Annotated in this window: 21 protein-coding genes; 7 read left to right on the forward strand and 14 right to left on the reverse strand. The window is 36.2% G+C overall.

The genetic code is table 11. The annotated features are described in order from the left end of the window. Positions 1-11 precede the first annotated feature (11 nt). Both ACF3OB_RS07560 and ACF3OB_RS07565 read left to right on the forward strand, forming a co-directional pair. Positions 12-1577 (forward strand): RagB/SusD family nutrient uptake outer membrane protein, encoded by a 1566-nt coding sequence (locus tag ACF3OB_RS07560; RefSeq protein WP_172915034.1) that lies wholly within the window; start codon positions 12-14, stop codon positions 1575-1577. Between the two features lie 324 nt (positions 1578-1901). Then, the gene (locus ACF3OB_RS07565; protein WP_172917812.1) at positions 1902-2276 is read left to right on the forward strand and encodes a hypothetical protein; all 375 of its coding nucleotides are present in this window, start codon (positions 1902-1904) and stop codon (positions 2274-2276) included. Positions 2277-2661: 385 nt separating this feature from the next. Here the strand turns inward: ACF3OB_RS07565 and map are convergent, their stop codons facing one another. The 5 genes from map to ACF3OB_RS07590 all read right to left on the reverse strand — a co-directional run bounded on the left by map (position 2662) and on the right by ACF3OB_RS07590 (position 7638). After that, positions 2662-3468 carry a type I methionyl aminopeptidase gene (gene map / locus ACF3OB_RS07570; protein ID WP_042343858.1) on the reverse strand — a complete coding sequence of 269 codons (807 nt, stop codon included), beginning with the start codon at positions 3466-3468 and terminating at the stop codon, positions 2662-2664. Between the two features lie 68 nt (positions 3469-3536). Beyond that, positions 3537-4193: a DNA alkylation repair protein gene (locus tag ACF3OB_RS07575; protein WP_172919123.1), complete on the reverse strand. Its 657-nt coding sequence runs from the start codon at positions 4191-4193 to the stop codon at positions 3537-3539. 101 nt (positions 4194-4294) lie between these two features. Further along, on the reverse strand, positions 4295-4660 hold the full coding sequence (locus ACF3OB_RS07580; protein WP_172919124.1) for a hypothetical protein: 366 nt from the start codon (positions 4658-4660) through the stop codon (positions 4295-4297). A 54-nt stretch (positions 4661-4714) separates the two neighbouring features. Beyond that, positions 4715-6334 (reverse strand): glucose-6-phosphate isomerase, encoded by a 1620-nt coding sequence (gene pgi / locus ACF3OB_RS07585; protein ID WP_392447315.1) that lies wholly within the window; start codon positions 6332-6334, stop codon positions 4715-4717. Between the two features lie 5 nt (positions 6335-6339). Further along, entirely contained in the window at positions 6340-7638 is a 1299-nt protein-coding gene (locus ACF3OB_RS07590; RefSeq protein WP_042343855.1) for a M23 family metallopeptidase, read from the reverse strand. Between the two features lie 306 nt (positions 7639-7944). Between ACF3OB_RS07590 and ACF3OB_RS07595 the strand changes: the two genes are divergently transcribed. The 5 genes from ACF3OB_RS07595 (at position 7945) to ACF3OB_RS07615 (ending at position 13031) form a co-directional block, all read left to right on the forward strand. After that, complete coding sequence (locus ACF3OB_RS07595) at positions 7945-9240, forward strand: TolC family protein (protein WP_042343854.1); 1296 nt, start codon at positions 7945-7947, stop codon at positions 9238-9240. 87 nt (positions 9241-9327) lie between these two features. Continuing rightward, entirely contained in the window at positions 9328-10569 is a 1242-nt protein-coding gene (locus ACF3OB_RS07600; protein ID WP_095894449.1) for an efflux RND transporter periplasmic adaptor subunit, read from the forward strand. A gap of 71 nt (positions 10570-10640) precedes the next feature. Next, positions 10641-11189 carry a porin family protein gene (locus tag ACF3OB_RS07605; protein WP_172917816.1) on the forward strand — a complete coding sequence of 183 codons (549 nt, stop codon included), beginning with the start codon at positions 10641-10643 and terminating at the stop codon, positions 11187-11189. A 291-nt stretch (positions 11190-11480) separates the two neighbouring features. Continuing rightward, the gene (locus ACF3OB_RS07610; protein WP_392447318.1) at positions 11481-12137 is read left to right on the forward strand and encodes a CBS domain-containing protein; all 657 of its coding nucleotides are present in this window, start codon (positions 11481-11483) and stop codon (positions 12135-12137) included. A gap of 3 nt (positions 12138-12140) precedes the next feature. Beyond that, positions 12141-13031 carry an NAD kinase gene (locus ACF3OB_RS07615; RefSeq protein WP_042344606.1) on the forward strand — a complete coding sequence of 297 codons (891 nt, stop codon included), beginning with the start codon at positions 12141-12143 and terminating at the stop codon, positions 13029-13031. 655 nt (positions 13032-13686) lie between these two features. Here ACF3OB_RS07615 and ACF3OB_RS07620 read toward each other — a convergent pair. From ACF3OB_RS07620 to ACF3OB_RS07660, 9 genes are read right to left on the reverse strand one after another with little or no spacing between them, the layout of a single operon-like run. Then, on the reverse strand, positions 13687-14151 hold the full coding sequence (locus tag ACF3OB_RS07620; RefSeq protein ID WP_231550011.1) for a DUF6691 family protein: 465 nt from the start codon (positions 14149-14151) through the stop codon (positions 13687-13689). A 53-nt stretch (positions 14152-14204) separates the two neighbouring features. Then, positions 14205-14768, reverse strand: a complete 564-nt coding sequence (locus ACF3OB_RS07625; protein ID WP_042344605.1) for a YeeE/YedE family protein — start codon at positions 14766-14768, stop codon at positions 14205-14207. 8 nt (positions 14769-14776) lie between these two features. Further along, complete coding sequence (trxA, locus tag ACF3OB_RS07630; protein ID WP_392447319.1) at positions 14777-15070, reverse strand: thioredoxin; 294 nt, start codon at positions 15068-15070, stop codon at positions 14777-14779. Continuing rightward, positions 15048-15272 (reverse strand): DUF6132 family protein, encoded by a 225-nt coding sequence (locus ACF3OB_RS07635; RefSeq protein ID WP_095893554.1) that lies wholly within the window; start codon positions 15270-15272, stop codon positions 15048-15050. The genes trxA and ACF3OB_RS07635 overlap by 23 nt, the downstream gene beginning before the upstream one ends. Continuing rightward, entirely contained in the window at positions 15256-15489 is a 234-nt protein-coding gene (locus ACF3OB_RS07640) for a hypothetical protein (RefSeq protein WP_392447322.1), read from the reverse strand. Before ACF3OB_RS07640 ends, ACF3OB_RS07635 begins: the two co-directional genes overlap by 17 nt. Further along, the gene (locus tag ACF3OB_RS07645) at positions 15489-15749 is read right to left on the reverse strand and encodes a heavy-metal-associated domain-containing protein (protein ID WP_042009765.1); all 261 of its coding nucleotides are present in this window, start codon (positions 15747-15749) and stop codon (positions 15489-15491) included. Before ACF3OB_RS07645 ends, ACF3OB_RS07640 begins: the two co-directional genes overlap by 1 nt. Beyond that, a complete protein-coding gene (locus ACF3OB_RS07650) occupies positions 15746-15955 on the reverse strand; it encodes a DUF2892 domain-containing protein (RefSeq protein WP_042344600.1) in 210 nt (69 codons plus the stop codon). The genes ACF3OB_RS07645 and ACF3OB_RS07650 overlap by 4 nt, the downstream gene beginning before the upstream one ends. A gap of 31 nt (positions 15956-15986) precedes the next feature. Continuing rightward, positions 15987-16316 carry a rhodanese-like domain-containing protein gene (locus ACF3OB_RS07655; RefSeq protein ID WP_212896070.1) on the reverse strand — a complete coding sequence of 110 codons (330 nt, stop codon included), beginning with the start codon at positions 16314-16316 and terminating at the stop codon, positions 15987-15989. Positions 16317-16342: 26 nt separating this feature from the next. Next, a complete protein-coding gene (locus ACF3OB_RS07660) occupies positions 16343-17755 on the reverse strand; it encodes an MBL fold metallo-hydrolase (protein WP_042005895.1) in 1413 nt (470 codons plus the stop codon). Positions 17756-17786: the final 31 nt, after the last annotated feature.

Genomic DNA, 17786 nt, shown 5'->3' on the forward strand with positions numbered 1-17786 from the left:
AACATTGAAAAATGAATAGATTTTACAAAACAATATTAATTTTCTCATTGATTTTAGCCGTAGGATGTTCAAAAGATTTTTTAGAAACAAAACCTTCTAATCGAATGGGACAAACTGATGCTGAAACTACTGTTGAGGGATTGGAGGCTATCGCCAATGGTATCCATAACATGATGTATATGTACAATCATGGAGGACAAGTAGGAGGATTAGGACAACAAGGGATTGCTGCTCAATTGGATATGTTGGGAGATGATATGATTAACACAAAACCAGCGTATCATATGCCAGTATATCGTTACCAAGACCATCACAAGGTTCATGCTGATGGATTCATTAACTATAAAACTTGGGACTACTACTATACAATAATTCAGCATGCAAATAAGGTTTTTCTAGGAGTAGAACAGGTTGATATGCTTCCAGAGCAGAGACAATTTATTTTGGGACAGGCTCATGCCTTAAGAGCATTCGCCTACCATAATTTGGTACAGTTATTTGCAAAACGATATGAGGCAGGAGGAACTAACAGTCAATTAGGGGTAATTATTCGTACACCAGATAAATTAGAAGACAACCTACCACGTTCAACCGTAGCAGAAGTATATGCCTTTATTGATGCAGATATGGAAAAAGCATTGGAATTTTTAAAAAATGCTCCAGACAAAAAGTTCAAGAATGTTATTCGTTATTCTACGGCTTGTGGTATAGCAGCACGTATTGCATTGACAAAATCAGAATGGGCTAAGGCTGAAAAATATGCTAAGTTAGCTATTGATAAGTCAGGAGCTACACTTCAGGTAGGAAATGCACTGATTGATGGGTTTAATAATTATAGTGCTACTGAATGGATGTGGGGATATACTCAAAATGCAGAACAACAAGGGTATTTTTCTCATTTTAATTCCTCTTATTCATATAATTTTAGAGGGCATAATAAATCATTACGCTATGCAGTTAATAGAGATATCTATGATCAAATGGGCGAAAAGGACGTAAGACGCAAATGGTGGGTATGCCTTGATAGAGGAGATAAAATTCCAGCAGATGCAGATGCAGAATATTTTTCAGGAGGGGAGAAAGATCCTAAATGGGAAGTAACTGGTCAATCCATTAAATATAAGGCTTTATCTAACTCTGATAGTAGAGGAGATGCTGTTTTGATGCGTTTGGCAGAAATGTACTACATCTTAGCTGAGGCACAAGCTCGACAAGGTAAAGATTCAGATGCACAGGCTACGCTTAACGAAATTATGAAAACCCGCGATGTAGATTACAATACGGTTGCTACAGGTGATGCATTGAAAGAGGAGATTATGAGAAACAAACGTATTGATCTTTGGATGGAAGGACAACGATTTTTTGACATGAAACGCTTAGGAGTAATTCCAAATCGTCTAAAGTCAAAAAATATTCAGGTTTACTTGACTGGACCGGAGAAGCAGACTGCAATTGACCGTAATTCTGGCATAAACGCAGTAAATTTACCAAAAACAATGGACAGTAAATTTTGGCAGTTTGCTATTCCTTACGGTGAAATTATAGGTAATCCTCTTTGCAAACAAAACGAGCTATAAGTAATACTCCTTATTAGAAGTAAGTGCGTACAGTAAAAAAGGAAGTTGCCCGAAAAGGGCAACTTCTTTTTTATTTTAAAACGCTGTATGTTGCTTAGGATATCAAAAACATCTAAACCATACTAATTTTGAAAACTCTGATTTTCATCAAAAACAAACCTAAAAGACTTTTATTCAACATAAATTAATAACGGAAAGAAAATGTTAAAATAAAACTGTTAAAATACATTTTTATCACGCTTAATTTTAAAATAAAAATTAAAAAACAAAACTTTGGCACTATTGTTGTATTTTATTTATCGTATAACATAAAACTATAACAAAATGAAAAAACTAATTACATTTTTAGGTATGATTTGCCTATCGGCAGTATTGTTTTCTTGCAGTAAGAGTGATGACCCTGCTGACAATGACATCTTTGTTGGTACATACAAAGGTAGTATCAGTTATAAGAGTAGCGATGGAGAACAGAACTCTGACAATGGCTCTGTAACAGTCGGCAAAGTAGGAGATAACTACTATTTCAGATTTTCTGACGGGATTGAAGACCTTTCGGGCGTAAAGATGCAGAAAGGAAACAACAATCTAATAAACATTGATTTAGAGGAGGGATTAAAAGTCATTCGCATTACGGCTTCAACTCTGATAATCAAATACTCGAAAGACGGAAAAACTTGGACAGCAAACGCAAGTAGATAGTATTTAATCCCCCTAAAAAGGTCATAAAATCTTTTTTAGGGGGATTATTTATATTGCCAGAAGCAAATGGACTCATTACAAAGGTAATATAAATATGATTTCTATTTGGGGTTGAGCTGTAGTTACTAGTAATATATTGATGGCATCGCCCAGAACGCAACTTTTACAAGGGCGTAATAGGCGATGATTTTGTTATAGGAGCCTTGTAGTGTTTTTGAGTACAGTAATAAAAACTCTGCAGGGTTTTGAGCATAAATACATAAACCTTTGTCTATTTTAAGCAAAACCTAATTAATTGTAAATTAGTTGATTACACCTTTTAAGGATGGTTGTTTATCCTTTATCAGTACTGAAAAAACATAGTTCAATTATTTTCAGATAACGCCTATGAGAATTCGAATTCCTTTTCTTCATCACTTTCAATACCCAGAGCTTCATATATGTATTTGAAGGTAGAAAGTAACTTTGGTTTTCCGTTTACGATGGCAACATTATGTTCGAAATGAGCCGATGGTTGTCCGTCAGCGGTTAGGATCGTCCATTTATCTCTAAGTTGCTTTACTTTGTGTGTTCCCATGTTTACCATGGGTTCAATAGCCACAACCATTCCATCTCGGAATCGTTTTCCATTTCCGCGTTTTCCATAGTTGGGCATTTCCGGATCTTCGTGCATTTTTTTGCCAACACCATGTCCCACGAGCTCTCGGACGATGCCATATCCGTGTCTCTCGCAATGGTTCTGAATAGCAAAGCCTACATCTCCCACGCGATTTCCAGTTTTGAACTCTCGTATACCTACGTAAAGAGATTCTTTAGTAACTTGCAAGAGTTTTTTTACCTCATCAGATATTTCGCCAACGGCAAAAGTATAGGCGTGGTCTCCATAAAAACCGTTTTTTAATGCTCCACAATCAATCGAAACGATGTCACCCTCTTGCAAAGGTATGTTGTTTGGGATACCGTGAACTACTTGAGCGTTTGGACTGACGCATAAGGTGTTAGGGAATCCATAGAGCCCCAAAAAACCAGGAACTGCTCCTTGGCTTCGGATATATTCCTCTGCGATTTTATCTAATTGCAGGGTCGTAATACCTGGTTTGATTTCTTTTGCTAAAACGCCCAAAGTTCGTGAAACCACCTGAGCACTTTCTCTCATTATCTCAATCTCTTCTAAAGTTTTGATGTATATCATGTCACCAATAATATATTTATGTAAAAAATAGTTTAAAAATTTGTGTAAATTCAAAATATGTTTATGATTTAAATGTATTTACAGGCTTCTCTGACACTCAATTTTGTCATTTTAGATTCGTGTCTTTTAATGAAATCGCGTACCCACTCTGGATTAGTTTTGCTGTAATCCCGAAGAGACCATCCAATGGCTTTATTAATAAAAAATTCCGTTTGTTCGAGGTTATTTACTATGATTTTCTCTAATAAATCTGTATTAGTTTTTTCCTTTCGGAGCAGTTGATGGTCAATTGCAATACGTCTTAGCCAAAAGTTATCGTCAACGCTCCATACGAGAAGAGTATGATTTAACTCAGGGAACCGCAGTGCGATACCTCCGATAATTCTATCCAGTTGGTCAATCGAGTCCCACCAAGATTTACGCAGTGCCAAATCCTTAAGTTTTGGAATGTCCGCGAGAGTAAGGAACTCTTTTTTCAAACCCAAATAATCCAAAGCGAAGTACTGTAGTTCTCGATATGGATTCTGCCAACATTGTTCAATAAGTTCCCAAGCAATAGCATTATCTTTTTTAAGTGTAGCGAGAAAAGGCTTTGTAATTTTCTTGCGAATAGGAGATTGTACCCCTAAGAAAAGAAAATTATTTTTCATATACCGACTCATTTCCTTGGCTTTCTGTTCGTTGGAGTAAGTTTTGAGTGTTTCGAATATCGTATTAAATAACATATTATCTTGCTTGTGAGATAATAAACTTTGTCAAATCTTAATTACAGAGGATTTGACAAAGTTTGTTGAATTTTTCTAAAAAGATAATAAAGCGAAATTGTTTATCCTTTCATGTAAGTAGTTCCTTTATAGCTAATTCTTGAACCAGACTCCCAAGTAAATACATATTCTGTATTCTTTCCTTGGGCATCTGTCAACGTAATCGTGTAATGCTTTTTGTTTTCAGATGTTTGTTTCGTAACTCGAATTGCTTTAGAGTCTATTTTTCCTTTGTAGCAATCATCTGCTTTTTCGTTTTCTTTAAAGCAAAAATCATTCGTTTTAAACATAATTCTTTTTTTTCCATCAAAAGTATACCATTCCCCTTGTATCCAATCTGGTGGAGCTATCGCAACGGTACTATCCGTGTCTTTTCCACAAGCAACAAAAAAAGTTGCTATCATGAATAAGAATAAAAAATTTTTCATACTATATAATTTGTTAAAATTAATACGATATAAGTGGTATTGAAACGTTAAAAATTATTTTTTAAACGCTTGTAGCAGAGCTTCTGTAGAGCTGTCATGTTGTGAAATGTTCACAGTTTCAATGTCTTTTAAGATAGTGTTTGCTAACTGTTTACCAAGCTCTACGCCCCATTGATCATAGCTGTAGATATTCCAAATAATTCCCTCTACAAAAATTTTATGTTCGTACATAGCGATCAAAGCTCCTAAACTTTCAGGAGTTAATTTCTCAATTAAAAAGGTGGTAGTAGGCTTATTTCCTTCAAAAACTTTGAAAGGTACAAGACTTTCGTTCACGTTGTTACCCATTTCAGAACGTACTTCGGCTTCTATTTTGCCTTTGAGCAACGCTTCGGTTTGAGCAAAAAAGTTGGCCATAAGTTTGTTGTGATGGTCTGTGTTTCCATAAAGCGATTCTTTAAATCCGATGAAATCCGTAGGGATTAATTTTGTACCTTGGTGAATAAGTTGAAAGAAAGCATGTTGTGAATTCGTTCCGGGTTCGCCCCAAATGATAGTTCCTGTTTGGTAATTAACCGCTTTGCCGTCACGTCCTATGTATTTTCCGTTACTTTCCATGATGCCTTGTTGCAAATATGCAGGGAAACGGTGTAGATATTGTGAGTAAGGAATAATCGCTTGACTTTCTGCGTGATAGAAATTGTTATACCATACACTCAAAAGGGCAGTAATCACAGGGATGTTATTTTTAAATTCTGCAGTTCTGAAATGCTTGTCCATTTTGTTAGCTCCTTGTAGTAGTTTCTCAAAATTGTCATAACCTACTGAAAGAGCTATTGTTAAACCTACCGCACTCCATAGAGAAAAACGTCCTCCAACCCAGTCCCACATGGGGAATACATTTTCCGAAGCAATACCAAACTCTGCAATTTTCGGCAAATTCGTCGATACAGCCACAAAGTGTTTTGCAACATCTTCCTGTTTTGCTGATTTCAGGAACCATGCTTTAGCGGTAGTTGCGTTACTAAGAGTTTCTTGTGTTGTAAAGGTTTTTGAAACAATCACAAAAAGTGTTGTTTCAGGGTTAAGATGTTTGATAACCTCCATCACGTGGTCACCGTCTACATTGCTGATAAAGTGTATGTTCAGCTGATTTTTGTAGTATTTCAATGCTTCACAAACCATTACAGGCCCTAAGTCAGAACCTCCAATACCGATATTAACCACATCGGTGAAGGCTTTACCCGTGAATCCTTTGCGTTTTCCGGAAATCACATCCTCTGAAAACTGTTTCATTTGTTTTTTGACAGAAATTACTTCTGGTAGAACATTTACTCCATCTACTTGAATGTTGCTATTCTCATCAGCACGTAACGCTGTGTGTAGTACAGCTCTTTTTTCGGTAGCGTTAATAAGATCTCCTTCAAAATACTTGTTTATAGCGTCCTTCAGTTCGCATTCCTCAGCCAGTTGTAGTAATAGCTCAAGAGTTTTCTCATCAATTCGGTTTTTGGAATAATCTACCAGAAAATCGTTCCAGTTTATTGAAAATTTGAAAGCTCGTTGAGCATCTTTTTCGAAAAGAGTTTTGATGTGAATGTCTTTTACTTCTTCAAAATGAGCTTGTAATGATTTCCAAGCCTTTGTTTGCGTAGGGTTTATATTTTTTAACATATCTATTATAATTGTGTAACCTGATTTTGTTCTTCCAATGAAATTTCTAATTTTTCTTCTTCGACCTTGGTTGCTGTCAAAGCATCTAATTGTTGTTTTAATGTACTGATATCTTGCAGATATTTTTCTTTCAAACGTTCATCCATAGGGATTGCTTCTGGCATTTTTTCTTTTAGAGGATCAACTTGTTTTCCGTTTTTCCAGAAGCGGTAGCACACATGAGGCCCTGTCGCCAGTCCTGTACTTCCTACATTTCCAATAACATGTCCCTGTGGCACGTGTTGTCCTTTTTTCACTAAAATTTTTGACATGTGCAAATATTGTGTAGTATAGGTGTTATTGTGCTTGATTTTTACGTAGTTACCATTTCCTCCGTTATATCCTGCTTCGATAACCGTTCCAGCAGCTGTAGCTCGGATAGGAGTTCCGTGAGGTGCAGCATAGTCCGTACCGAAGTGATTTTTCATCCTATGCAAAACAGGGTGGAAACGCATTCCAAAACGAGAGGTGATTCTAAAAATTTCTAAAGGAGCTTTTAAAAACATACGTTTCATTGTATTCCCTTTTTCATCATAGAAATCTCTTTTTCCAGAAACTGAATCCGTTACGTAGTTAAAAGCGTAGTAAGGAGTTCCTTTGTGTTCAAAGTATGCTGCCTTGATGTTTGCTACTCCTGCATAGATGGAATCTTCAACATAGCGCTCTTCGTAGATGATTTTGAAGTTATCCCCTTGTTGCAAATGGAAAAAGTCGATGGTATAATCAAAGATTTGCGACAAATTAAAGGCTACGTTGTAAGTCATTCCTACATCCAAAGCGGACTCAATCAAACTACTTTTGATATAACCAGCTTTTTCTTTTTCAACAAGCGTAATAGCTCTTTTTTCATTTCGAACCGAAACTGAATCGGCCATTTGAATTACATAGTATTCCGTTATGGAAGGTTCGTAAACGAAACTGTGTAGCTTTTCAGGGTTTTTCTTGTCGAAAAGTAAGGCGTACATTTTACCAACACGTAGCGTTCGAGGGTCAAAAGTCTCTTTGATTTTATTGGAAATGTTATGAATTTCAACGGATTGAATGTTGTGACTTTGTAGAATCTTCCCAAAGGTGTCGCCAGATTTTAGAGTGTCTTTAACGATAGTGTAGTCGTCCAGATTGAATCCATATTCAATAACAGGTAGCTTTTCAACAATTTCCTCAACAGGTGTTGGAGCAGGAGTAGAGGAGTCATCACAACCCCAAGCCAGTACAACGGTTAGAAGTAAAAATATATTTCGCTTTAAAATCTTTTTTCGTGCCATTAGAATTAATATTTTTTTAAAAAAACAAACCAAAGTCCGTATCATTCCTATTATTTTTAATTTGGAATAATCGGAATGGTCAAAGGTGGAAAAAAAAAACGAAGTAAGCAAACCTTTTGTGAGTTTTTTAGGAAAATAGTTTTTGTGACAGACATGCGTAATCTGTAGATATATCTGACATTTGCAAAACACATCCAAAGAATATGTTGTATATCAATGTTTTGAGGCTGAAACTTAAAAAAAACGCTCAAAAAACATCTTTATTTCAAAAAAATGTAGTACTTTGGGCGGGCAAAATCATGTAACATGAGAAGATTTATATACTTATTTTTGTTTCCTGCATTGGGATATGCCCAAACTTTATGGACGTTGGAAGATTGCATTAACCACGCTTTGGAGAAAAACATTTCTATCAAACAATCCGAGATAGACCTCAGTGCTTCAGATGTGGATAAGTTACAAGCTCGTGGGGCATTTGTACCTTCTTTAAATTCAAATATGACCTACAGTTTGAATGAGGGAAAGAATATCAATCCTGTGACCAACCAATTTGAAAATACGTTTTTTCAATCGGCATCAGGAGGAGTAAGTATGGATATGACTCTTTTTGCTGGTTTGCGAAATTGGCGACAGCTCAAACGGGCTGAACTTGGCAGAATGGCGGCTCAGTACAACCTCGAAAAGATGAAAGATGATATTGTTTTGATGGTTATCAATGCTTATTTGGACGTACTTTCAAACAAAGAGCAATTGAAAAACCTAAAGATACAGTCCAAAATATCAAAACAGCAGTTGGAACGTACAAAGGATTTGATTGAGGCAGGTTCTTTACCAAAGGGAGATGTGTACGAAGCTGAATCACAGGTGTTTGCACAGGAACAGCAAATCATTGCTACCGAGAATATGTTGTTCATATCCAAAATGGGATTAGCTCAACTGTTGCTTTTGAAGGATTATCAAAATTTTGAAATCGCAGATACTTCGTTTGATGTGCCTATTACGGACGTTCTGTCAAAGAATCCTAATGAGATTTTTCAACGAGCTAAAGAGGTAGTGCAGGATATTAAAATCGCTCAAGCCAATGTGGAGTTAGCAGAAAATAGCCTAAGATTATCAAAATCAGCTTATTCGCCTCGTTTGGCTGCTCAATGGGGATACAACACTCGTTGGTCAAAAAGCCAAGCTCAGAATTTTTTGGATCAACTGGATGCTAACAAGGGTATGTACGCGGGTTTAGGACTCTCTATTCCAATTTTAAATGGTTTTTCAACCAAAAGCAATATCAAAAGGCAACAACTTAACTTGCTCAAAGCCGAATGGAATAAAGAACAGGCAGTATTGAATTTGGAAAGAACAGTCTATCAAGCATATACAGATGCGTCGAATGCGAGAAAATTATTCGAAGCCTCCGAAAAAACAATGCAAGCAAAAGAACAATCCTATCTCTATTCAAAAGAACGACACGATGTAGGGTTGATGACTACCTTTGATTTTAACCAAGCAAAAACACAATATGAAAATGCTGAAAATGAATACATTAGAGCGAAGTATAAATATATTTTCAAGATAAAAGTGTTGCAGTACTATTTTGGCGAAAAATAAAGTATGGATGATTTGGCTTAAATCTGAGAGATGTATAATTTCTCGGATTTCCCTAATTTACATACCTTAAATAAAAAAAGAAACTATATGAGCAAAAAAACGATTATTATTGGGGCAGTTGTTTTAGGAATTATACTCCTTATTGTAGGAAAAAAAGCAGGTTGGTTTGGTGGTGAACCTAATGGAAAAGAAGTAGAGATTCAAAAAATAGCTTTAGCAACCCTGACACAAAAAGTGGCGGCTACAGGGAAAATACAACCCGAATTGGAAATAAAAATCTCGTCAGAGGTGTCGGGAGAAATTATTGATTTACCTGTGCTTGAGGGGCAAAGTGTGAAGAAAGGCGACTTGTTGGTGCGTATCAATCCGGATATTTACCAATCGGTGGTAAACCGAAGCGTTGCAGGATTGGAGAACGTACGAGCTTCGTTACAACAGGCTGAGGCGGGATTGAGAGAGAGCGAAGAAAGCTACAAGCGTAGTAAAACGTTGTTCGACAAAGGTGTAATCTCAAAATCCGATTGGGATAAGGCAGTGTCATCTTACGAGATAGCTAAGGCTAATCGTGAGTCCGCACGATTTAGTGTACAAAGTGCAATGGCAAGTGTCTCCGAAGCTCAAGATAATCTAAAGCGTACGGCTATTTTTTCTCCCGCCGATGGAACTATCTCCAAATTGAACGTGGAATTAGGCGAACGAGTGGTAGGAACCGTACAGATGACGGGAACCGAAATTATGCGTGTTGCTAACCTCCGAAGTATGGAAGTAGAGGTGGATGTGAATGAGAATGATATCATTAAAGTAAACGAGAAGGATAGCGTAAACGTTGAGGTTGATGCTTATCTGAAACGTACGTTCAAAGGCGTAGTAACCAACATAGCTAATAGTGCAAATTCGGTAGCGAGTGTTGATCAAGTAACCAATTTCAAAGTGAGAATACATATCGAAGAAAGTTCTTATGAGGATTTGTTACAAGGAAAACCCTCGACCTATTCCCCTTTCCGCCCGGGAATGACTGCCACGGTGGATATCATCACAATGAAGAAAAAGGATGTGGTAGCCGTACCCATCAGTGCTATTGTAATAAAAAAAATGTCTGAAATTGATCCAGAAACACCTGAAGAAGATGCTGACAAACGCCAAGAAGCCGTTTTCGTAATGAAAGATGGAAAAGCAGAACTTCGAGCAGTACAAACTGGTATTCAGGATAATACAAATATTGAGATTATTTCTGGGGTTGAAAAAGAGGATGAAATCATCACAGGCCCGTACACTCTGGTAAGTAAAAATTTGAAAAAAGGAGATAAAGTAGTTGTAAAACCAAAATAATAACTCATTTTTTTATTTTAAAAAAAAGTTGTATGTTTGCCCTATTGTTAACATTTTAAAAATTAAATAGCATGAAGAAATTTTTATTTAGTGTAGCATTTGCTTTCGTAAGTGCATTAGGTTTGGCTCAAGAGGGCGGATTGGCTGTTAAAGCAGGAGTGAATCTCAACAAAATGTCAGGAGAAGGGAGATCAACTGATAATGCTTTTGGTTTTCATGTAGGAGTTACTTATGACCACTATTTTAATGAGGTTTTTGGAATTGAAACTGGTTTATTAGTAGATACAAAAGGGTCTAAATATGCAGAATCTACGGGGAATGTTTTAGGATTGACGATTCCAGTATTAGCGAAAACTAAAATCAACGTGGAAACTTTTGATGTTTTTTTAGTTGCGGGACCATTTGCTAACATCGGTTTGATGGGTATGCAAGATGCTAAAGACGTAAAGTTTGGAAATGAAGGGATAAATCGTTTTACTTTTGGACTTAACTTCGGTGGCGGTGTTGAATTTGGAAAATTTATCGTTGGAGCGGGTTATGATTTAGGACTTTCGGAAGTTGCTAAAGATTCTGAAATAAAATACCACAGCATCAAAATTGGAGTAGGCTACAGATTTTAGGCAATTTTTCCTACCATGAAAATAAAGTTAAACAAGAAAGGCTCCTTATAGGAGCTTTTCTTGTTTCTAACAATTTATTATGCTTTGAAAATCCTTTTCTTTTACCTTGTCATCCCGTTAGTTAGAGTTACCATAGAGTGCCTTTGAGAGCGTCGGATGTATATTTTGTAATCAAGTACACTGAATAGAAACTCCTTAGTACAGTTATTTTATCGACATTCAAAAATATATGTTCATAAAATGGGTTATGTCAAATAAATTTAATTATTTTGCATAAAAATACCTTTAGTGATGAGCATTCACAATTCATTACAGACGAAATTACCTATCATTACCCCACATTCCACTGTAAAAGAGGTGGTTGCGGTAATGGACTCTTTTCAGGTTTCACACGTTCCTATTCTGAACGCTTCTCATTTCATTGGAATGTTACCTTTGGAGGCTATAGAAATTGCTTCTCACGACGAACAAATAAGTGATTTTTTGTACGACTTAGATACTTTCTTCATAAAAGAAACTGCAAAATGGGAGGAAGCAATGGAGCTTTTTGCAAAATATGACACCAACATTCTTCCTGTTTTGGACGGACAAAATCAATACATAGGTTACTACCTTTTGCAGGATTTGATGGGATTTTTCTCCGAAATGCCTTTTTTGAAAGAAAAGGGTAGTTTTGTTGTTTTGGAAAAAGATCAAGAAAGATATTCGTTCAGTGAAATTGCTCAGATTGTAGAGTCTCATCAAGGGCGAATGTTAGGTATCTTAATTTCAAATACTTATAACAATCGTGTTCAGATTACTTTAAAAATTATAAGTGATTCTATTTCAGAGATTTTGCAGACATTTCGCAGGTATGAATATGCCATTCTGCTGGAAAAAGAAGATGATTTATATTTGCAAGAATTGAAAGGCAAGACGGATTATTTTGAAAAATATTTGAATATCTAAATTATGAAAATAGCAATTTACGCACAGCTGTACGCTCCTGAATACAAGGCTGTTTTCTCTGATTTATTAATCCATTTTGAACCGACAGATGTAGTTTATGTGGAACATCATCTTTTCAATAGTTTGGTTTGTGACATTCCTGCATATGAAGGGTTTAGAACTTTTTCTGCTTTTTCAGATTTGGATACTTCTTTCGATATGATGCTTACTATTGGTGGAGACGGAACCATTCTAAGGGCTATCACGTTTATCCAAAACTGGAATATACCTATTTTGGGAATCAATGTTGGGCGGTTAGGTTTTTTGGCTACAGCTCAAAAAGATGAGATTACGGAGGTTTTCACCGCTTTGCGTAATAAAAAATACACCACCGTGGAGCGTACGCTCATTGAGGTACTTAATGCAAATGGCGATCCAATACATCCGATGAACTTTGCATTGAATGAAATGACCGTGACCCGTAAAAATACGGCTTCAATGATTACAATTAATACGGAACTCAATGGCGAATTTTTAACATCGTACTGGGCAGATGGGTTGATCATCTCAACACCTACTGGGTCAACAGGCTATTCGTTAAGTTGTGGTGGACCTGTTATTATGCCTACTGCCAAAAGTTTTGTCATAACCCCTATAGCTCCTCATAACTTAAATGCTCGTCCGTTAGTAATTCCAGATAATACAGAAATAAAATTAAGTATTTCGGGTAGAGAAAGTGAGTTTTTGGTGTCTCTTGACTCTCGTATCGAAACCCTTTCCAATGAAATCAGTATACACATCAAAAAGGCTGATTTTTCGATTAAACTGATTCGTTTAGAAAGAGAGAGTTTTATTAAAACCTTGAGAAATAAACTTTTATGGGGCGAAGATAGTCGGAATAAATCAATGTGGTAGAAAATATTTTACTTGTGGTTAGGATTCCCTATTTCATTTCAGAGATGTCGTACTGTGAAAATTCATCAATTATACAAACCTTAATGTACTTTGTAAACAGCAATTCAATCTGTAAATGCAGTTTTTTGCGACATTTTAAAAGTGAAACTTTGGTTCTTGAGAATATGTCTTTTTATAGTTTTTAAGGCTAAAATATTGGTGATGTGCTTCGCAGTTCATGGTTCTCAATTAATTTTACTAATGCCAAATTTTATTTACTGTTGTTTATTTTTTTAAGGAGGTCACGGATACTTAGCATTCCCAACCTATTGTAAGTTAAACACATCAATAACATTTTTGGAGCTATCACAATTTGAATCACATAGAAATATAGAATAACTCTACATTTCTATGTGATTTAGAGTTTATCTTACCAGAGTTTTAAGTTTTTATTAACATTTGAATATAAAATAGGTTCGAATAAACGAATTAGAGATTGATAATTTTCGAGTGCTTAGCTTAAACCCCGATGATTAAATCTACCTCAAAATATCCAAATTCTTCATTGTTTAGAGCAATTTGAAGTCATAAACTGATTCGTTTTTTCTCACCCCAAGAGACTTCCTAAAATTATCGGATAGTTTCTCTCTCTTTTCTTATTATATAAACATCTCTATTAATGAGGGAGTTTCTCTCGTAAGAATCCGTAGACCCAAGTACCAGCGATAGCACTCAATAGCGTGACTATGATAACAGTAGCTCCCATTCCTATTTGTGCAAATAAAGGCCCCGGACAAGCTCCTGTGATTGCCCATCCAAAACCAAATAACAATCCGCCATAAATCTGTCCTTTGTTGAACTGCTTTGGAGCTATTCGGATAGGTTCTCCATAGATGGTTTTAATATTGAATTTTTTAATAAGAAATACGGAAATTACTCCTACGGTAACGGCACTACCGATAATTCCGTACATATGAAACGATTGCAAGCGGAACATTTCTTGAATTCTAAACCAACTAATCACTTCCGCCTTTACAAATAGAATTCCAAATAGTATACCAACGATAAGATATTTGATATTGTGATACCATTTGTGTTCTAATTTGCTTTCATTGACGCACATAGCATCTTTTTCACGCATTTGTAAATCGTCTATTTTGTCTGTATTTTGATATTGCATAAATTATTTCTATTTTAAAGTGAAAGAATGAAAGGTAAGATGAGATTTGCCATAATAAATCCTCCTACCATAAAGCAAATAGTTGCAATGAGCGATGGTAATTGCAGGTTTGACAACCCCATAATGGAATGACCACTGGTACACCCTCCTGCATATCGAGTTCCGAAACCTACCAAAAATCCACCGACAACCATTGTTACAACTCCACGGAGAGAGAAAAGCGATTGCCAATTGAATAGATCCTGAGGAACAGGATTATCATAATTCGTTATTCCATAACCTGCTAATTCTGACGCTAATGCAGGATGAACCTCAATAGGTTCAGGATTAGATAGTAAATTTATAGCGATTACGCCTCCTAAAAAAATCCCAAATACGAAAAACAAATTCCAAACTTCTTTCTTCCAATCATATTTGAAAAAAGAAATATTTGCAGGAATACAAGAAGCACAAATGTGTCTCAATGAAGAACTAATTCCAAAGGTTTTGTTTCCTAAAATAAGTAAGGCTGGTACGGTTAGACCAATTAATGGCCCTGCCACATACCAAGGCCAAGGTTGTTTCAAAAATTCTAACATATGATTGTTTATTTATCTTGATTTATTAATCCCTCCAATTGATTTGCCTGAGCTACTCCTGATTGTCTCCAAAGAACTTCTCCTTTTCTAAACAAAATCAATGTAGGTACGCTACGTACCTGATATGTCGCAGCTACCTGTGGATTTTTGTCCACATCTATTTTTATGATAGTTGCACGATCTCCTACACGGATTTTCAGCTCCGTAAGAATAGGCGCCATCATTTTACAAGGTCCACACCATTCGGCAAAAAAATCTACCAATACAGGTTTGTCCTGATTAATTATTTCCTGAAATGTCATCTGTTCTATTTTTTTCTTTTTTAAACATCGAAAACAAGAGCCCACCCATAACTGAACCGTAAAGAGTACTGTTTACCGGACTTGATGTTATAGCGCAAGTTCCTGAATTACAGCCTATTTGTTGCCAGTAAAAGTATCCCGCCAATGCCCCAACGGCTATACCTATCAATGTGAGCAAATGTTTTTTAACGAATTTCTTCATACTCTATTTCTTCTTGTTTTTTATTGGTCTTGGAAGTCGGTGTGCTACATCCTGAAGTTGTACAACAGCCTATGTTTAGCAAAGGCATTAGTGAGAATAAACACCCTAACAGTATAAACACCCATTGACCTGTATGAACTCCTTGCACAATAATCAAAACACCCAAAACCAGGCGAAACAGACGCATAAAGTTCCAATTTTTTAAATAATTTTTCATTAGTCACTTATTTTTCCCATGGCACAGCTCACATAGGATTTTGCTTTCTGGATAAAATTATTATTTCCTTTTTCTGAATAACCTAATTTTGAAAGAGCCTTTACCAAAATAGTTTTATCTACTGTACCTTCTACGCTTACGGTTTCTGTTTCCTTATCTACATGTACCTCCTGTACTCCTTCTATTTTGAGCAAGGCGGTTTTGATACTGTTGATGCAACCTCCACACTTAATGTTTTCTACTACTATTTCATGTTTCATTTTTTCTTATTTCTACAAGTGTTGATTCCCAGAGGTAAATATAGAGGGCAAAAACCTATAAACGAGGTAAGTACAAACACCCCTGCTAAAATACCTAATACGATTGCCAATGTTCCAGAAATAACATTAGTGAAATATAAAATACCGATAGCTACCGCGATCAATAAGCGGATGATTCGGTCTGTTGCTCCCATATTCGTTCTCATATTTTCTTTTTTTATCGCGTTTACATTATTGTTATTTCTCCGTCACTCCACTTACTACCTCTTTCACATTTTGCCAAGTTTTACCGTTGATTACATTCTGAAAGCCGTTTTGTTCCAAAATACTTTTTGCCTGACTGCTACGTGCTCCACTACGACAAAAAACTACAATGTTTTTTTTGTTTTTGAATTTAGACAAATTACTCGCAATTCTATCCAGTGGGATATTTACCGCTCCTTGTACGCTACCTGCCGAAAACTCGGCAGGTGTGCGAACATCTACTAAAAATACCCCTTCTTTTATAGCCTCTTTTAGTTGACTATTATTCGCTGATCCAAATATGTTTCTAAAAAATCCAAACATTACGATTCTTATTAAGATAATAAAAATTAATTGAATACTTTACTTTGACATACAAAATCGGTTTTTGGAACATTCGTCTTTGCTATAGCATTGAAACCACCTGCCACTTCCGTAAAATTTCTGTAACCTCTTGCTTGTAGGATACTTGCCGCAATCATACTGCGATATCCTCCGGCACAATGCAAATAGAAGTGTTGCTTTGGATCAATACCGCTTATCCAATCATTAATATATGCCAGTGGTTTACTAAACGCATCTTCAATATGTTCCGCTGCGTATTCGCTTTCTTTTCGGACATCAATCACTTGGTTTTCTCCTATTCTTACCTCATTAGCAAACTCTTCAGCACTGATGCGATTTATTGAGTCGATGTCTTTTCCAGACTTTTCCCAAGTTTCAAAACCTCCTGACAAATATCCCAACACGTTGTCAAATCCAACACGGCTCAACCTTGTCACAGCTTCTTCCTCTTTATCTCTATCAGTAACCAGCAAAATAGGTTGATTTACATCCACAATTAGTGTTCCTACCCAAGGAGCAAAATCGCCATTCAAACCAATATTGATAGATTGTGGTATGAATCCTTTTGCAAAATCTTGATTGCTTCGAGTGTCTAAAATCAACGCACCTGTATTTTCTGCCGTTGTTTCTAACTCATCAGCGGTAAGAGGATTCATTCCTTGATTAAGCACTTCATCAAAGTTACTGTATCCTTTTTTATTCATAGCTACATTCATCCCAAAATAAGCAGGAGGAGGTAAAAGCCCTTCTGTAACAGCCTTGATAAATGCCTCCTTGTTAGGTTGATTCAATGCGTAATTCATTTTCTTTTGATTTCCGAGGCTGTCTACAGTTTCTTTCATCATGTTTTTCCCACAGGCGGAACCTGCTCCGTGTGCTGGATAGACCGTTACCTCATCTGGTAGTGGTAATATTTTGTTATACAGGCTCTCGTAGAGTAATCCAGCTAATTCTTCTTGGGTCATATTGGCAGCTTTTTGAGCCAAATCAGGTCGTCCAACATCACCTAAAAATAAAGTATCTCCGCTAAATAAGGCAGTTTCTTTACCGTTTTCATCAAGCAGTAAAAAACAAGTGCTTTCCATAGTATGCCCAGGAGTGTGCAATACTTTAATTTTCACACTTCCCAATTCAAAAATTTGATTGTCTTCCGCAACAATCGCCTCAAATTCAGGATTTGCCGTAGCTCCATAAACAATGGGGGCTCCTGTTTTTTTACTCAAATCCAAATGTCCACTCACAAAATCAGCGTGAAAATGTGTTTCAAAGATATATTTGAGAGCCACGCCATCCTGAGCTAAACGGTCTAAATAAGGTTTCGTTTCTCGCAAAGGATCTATGATAGCAGCTTCTCCATTGGAAGTGATGTAATACGCCCCTTGAGCTAAACATCCTGTGTAAATTTGTTCTATTTTCATTGTTTTCTATTTTTTAAGTGCAAAATTATGA

It is taken from the genome of Capnocytophaga canis, assembly GCF_043187445.1.
Lineage (GTDB): Bacteria > Bacteroidota > Bacteroidia > Flavobacteriales > Flavobacteriaceae > Capnocytophaga > Capnocytophaga canis.

Coding starts and splice junctions, on each gene's coding strand:
- ACF3OB_RS07615 (WP_042344606.1), top strand. CDS start 12,141: ATGAAAATAGCAATTTACGCACAGCTGTACGCTCCTGAATACAAGGCT.
- ACF3OB_RS07635 (WP_095893554.1), bottom strand. CDS start 15,272: ATGAAGAAATTCGTTAAAAAACATTTGCTCACATTGATAGGTATAGCC.
- ACF3OB_RS07605 (WP_172917816.1), top strand. CDS start 10,641: ATGAAGAAATTTTTATTTAGTGTAGCATTTGCTTTCGTAAGTGCATTA.
- ACF3OB_RS07645 (WP_042009765.1), bottom strand. CDS start 15,749: ATGAAACATGAAATAGTAGTAGAAAACATTAAGTGTGGAGGTTGCATC.
- ACF3OB_RS07660 (WP_042005895.1), bottom strand. CDS start 17,755: ATGAAAATAGAACAAATTTACACAGGATGTTTAGCTCAAGGGGCGTAT.
- ACF3OB_RS07580 (WP_172919124.1), bottom strand. CDS start 4,660: ATGAAAAATTTTTTATTCTTATTCATGATAGCAACTTTTTTTGTTGCT.
- ACF3OB_RS07620 (WP_231550011.1), bottom strand. CDS start 14,151: ATGCGTGAAAAAGATGCTATGTGCGTCAATGAAAGCAAATTAGAACAC.
- ACF3OB_RS07560 (WP_172915034.1), top strand. CDS start 12: ATGAATAGATTTTACAAAACAATATTAATTTTCTCATTGATTTTAGCC.
- ACF3OB_RS07625 (WP_042344605.1), bottom strand. CDS start 14,768: ATGTTAGAATTTTTGAAACAACCTTGGCCTTGGTATGTGGCAGGGCCA.
- ACF3OB_RS07590 (WP_042343855.1), bottom strand. CDS start 7,638: ATGGCACGAAAAAAGATTTTAAAGCGAAATATATTTTTACTTCTAACC.
- ACF3OB_RS07565 (WP_172917812.1), top strand. CDS start 1,902: ATGAAAAAACTAATTACATTTTTAGGTATGATTTGCCTATCGGCAGTA.
- ACF3OB_RS07640 (WP_392447322.1), bottom strand. CDS start 15,489: ATGAAAAATTATTTAAAAAATTGGAACTTTATGCGTCTGTTTCGCCTG.
- pgi (WP_392447315.1), bottom strand. CDS start 6,334: ATGTTAAAAAATATAAACCCTACGCAAACAAAGGCTTGGAAATCATTA.
- ACF3OB_RS07655 (WP_212896070.1), bottom strand. CDS start 16,316: ATGTTTGGATTTTTTAGAAACATATTTGGATCAGCGAATAATAGTCAA.
- ACF3OB_RS07650 (WP_042344600.1), bottom strand. CDS start 15,955: ATGAGAACGAATATGGGAGCAACAGACCGAATCATCCGCTTATTGATC.
- ACF3OB_RS07600 (WP_095894449.1), top strand. CDS start 9,328: ATGAGCAAAAAAACGATTATTATTGGGGCAGTTGTTTTAGGAATTATA.
- ACF3OB_RS07575 (WP_172919123.1), bottom strand. CDS start 4,193: ATGTTATTTAATACGATATTCGAAACACTCAAAACTTACTCCAACGAA.
- trxA (WP_392447319.1), bottom strand. CDS start 15,070: ATGACATTTCAGGAAATAATTAATCAGGACAAACCTGTATTGGTAGAT.
- ACF3OB_RS07595 (WP_042343854.1), top strand. CDS start 7,945: ATGAGAAGATTTATATACTTATTTTTGTTTCCTGCATTGGGATATGCC.
- map (WP_042343858.1), bottom strand. CDS start 3,468: ATGATATACATCAAAACTTTAGAAGAGATTGAGATAATGAGAGAAAGT.
- ACF3OB_RS07610 (WP_392447318.1), top strand. CDS start 11,481: ATGAGCATTCACAATTCATTACAGACGAAATTACCTATCATTACCCCA.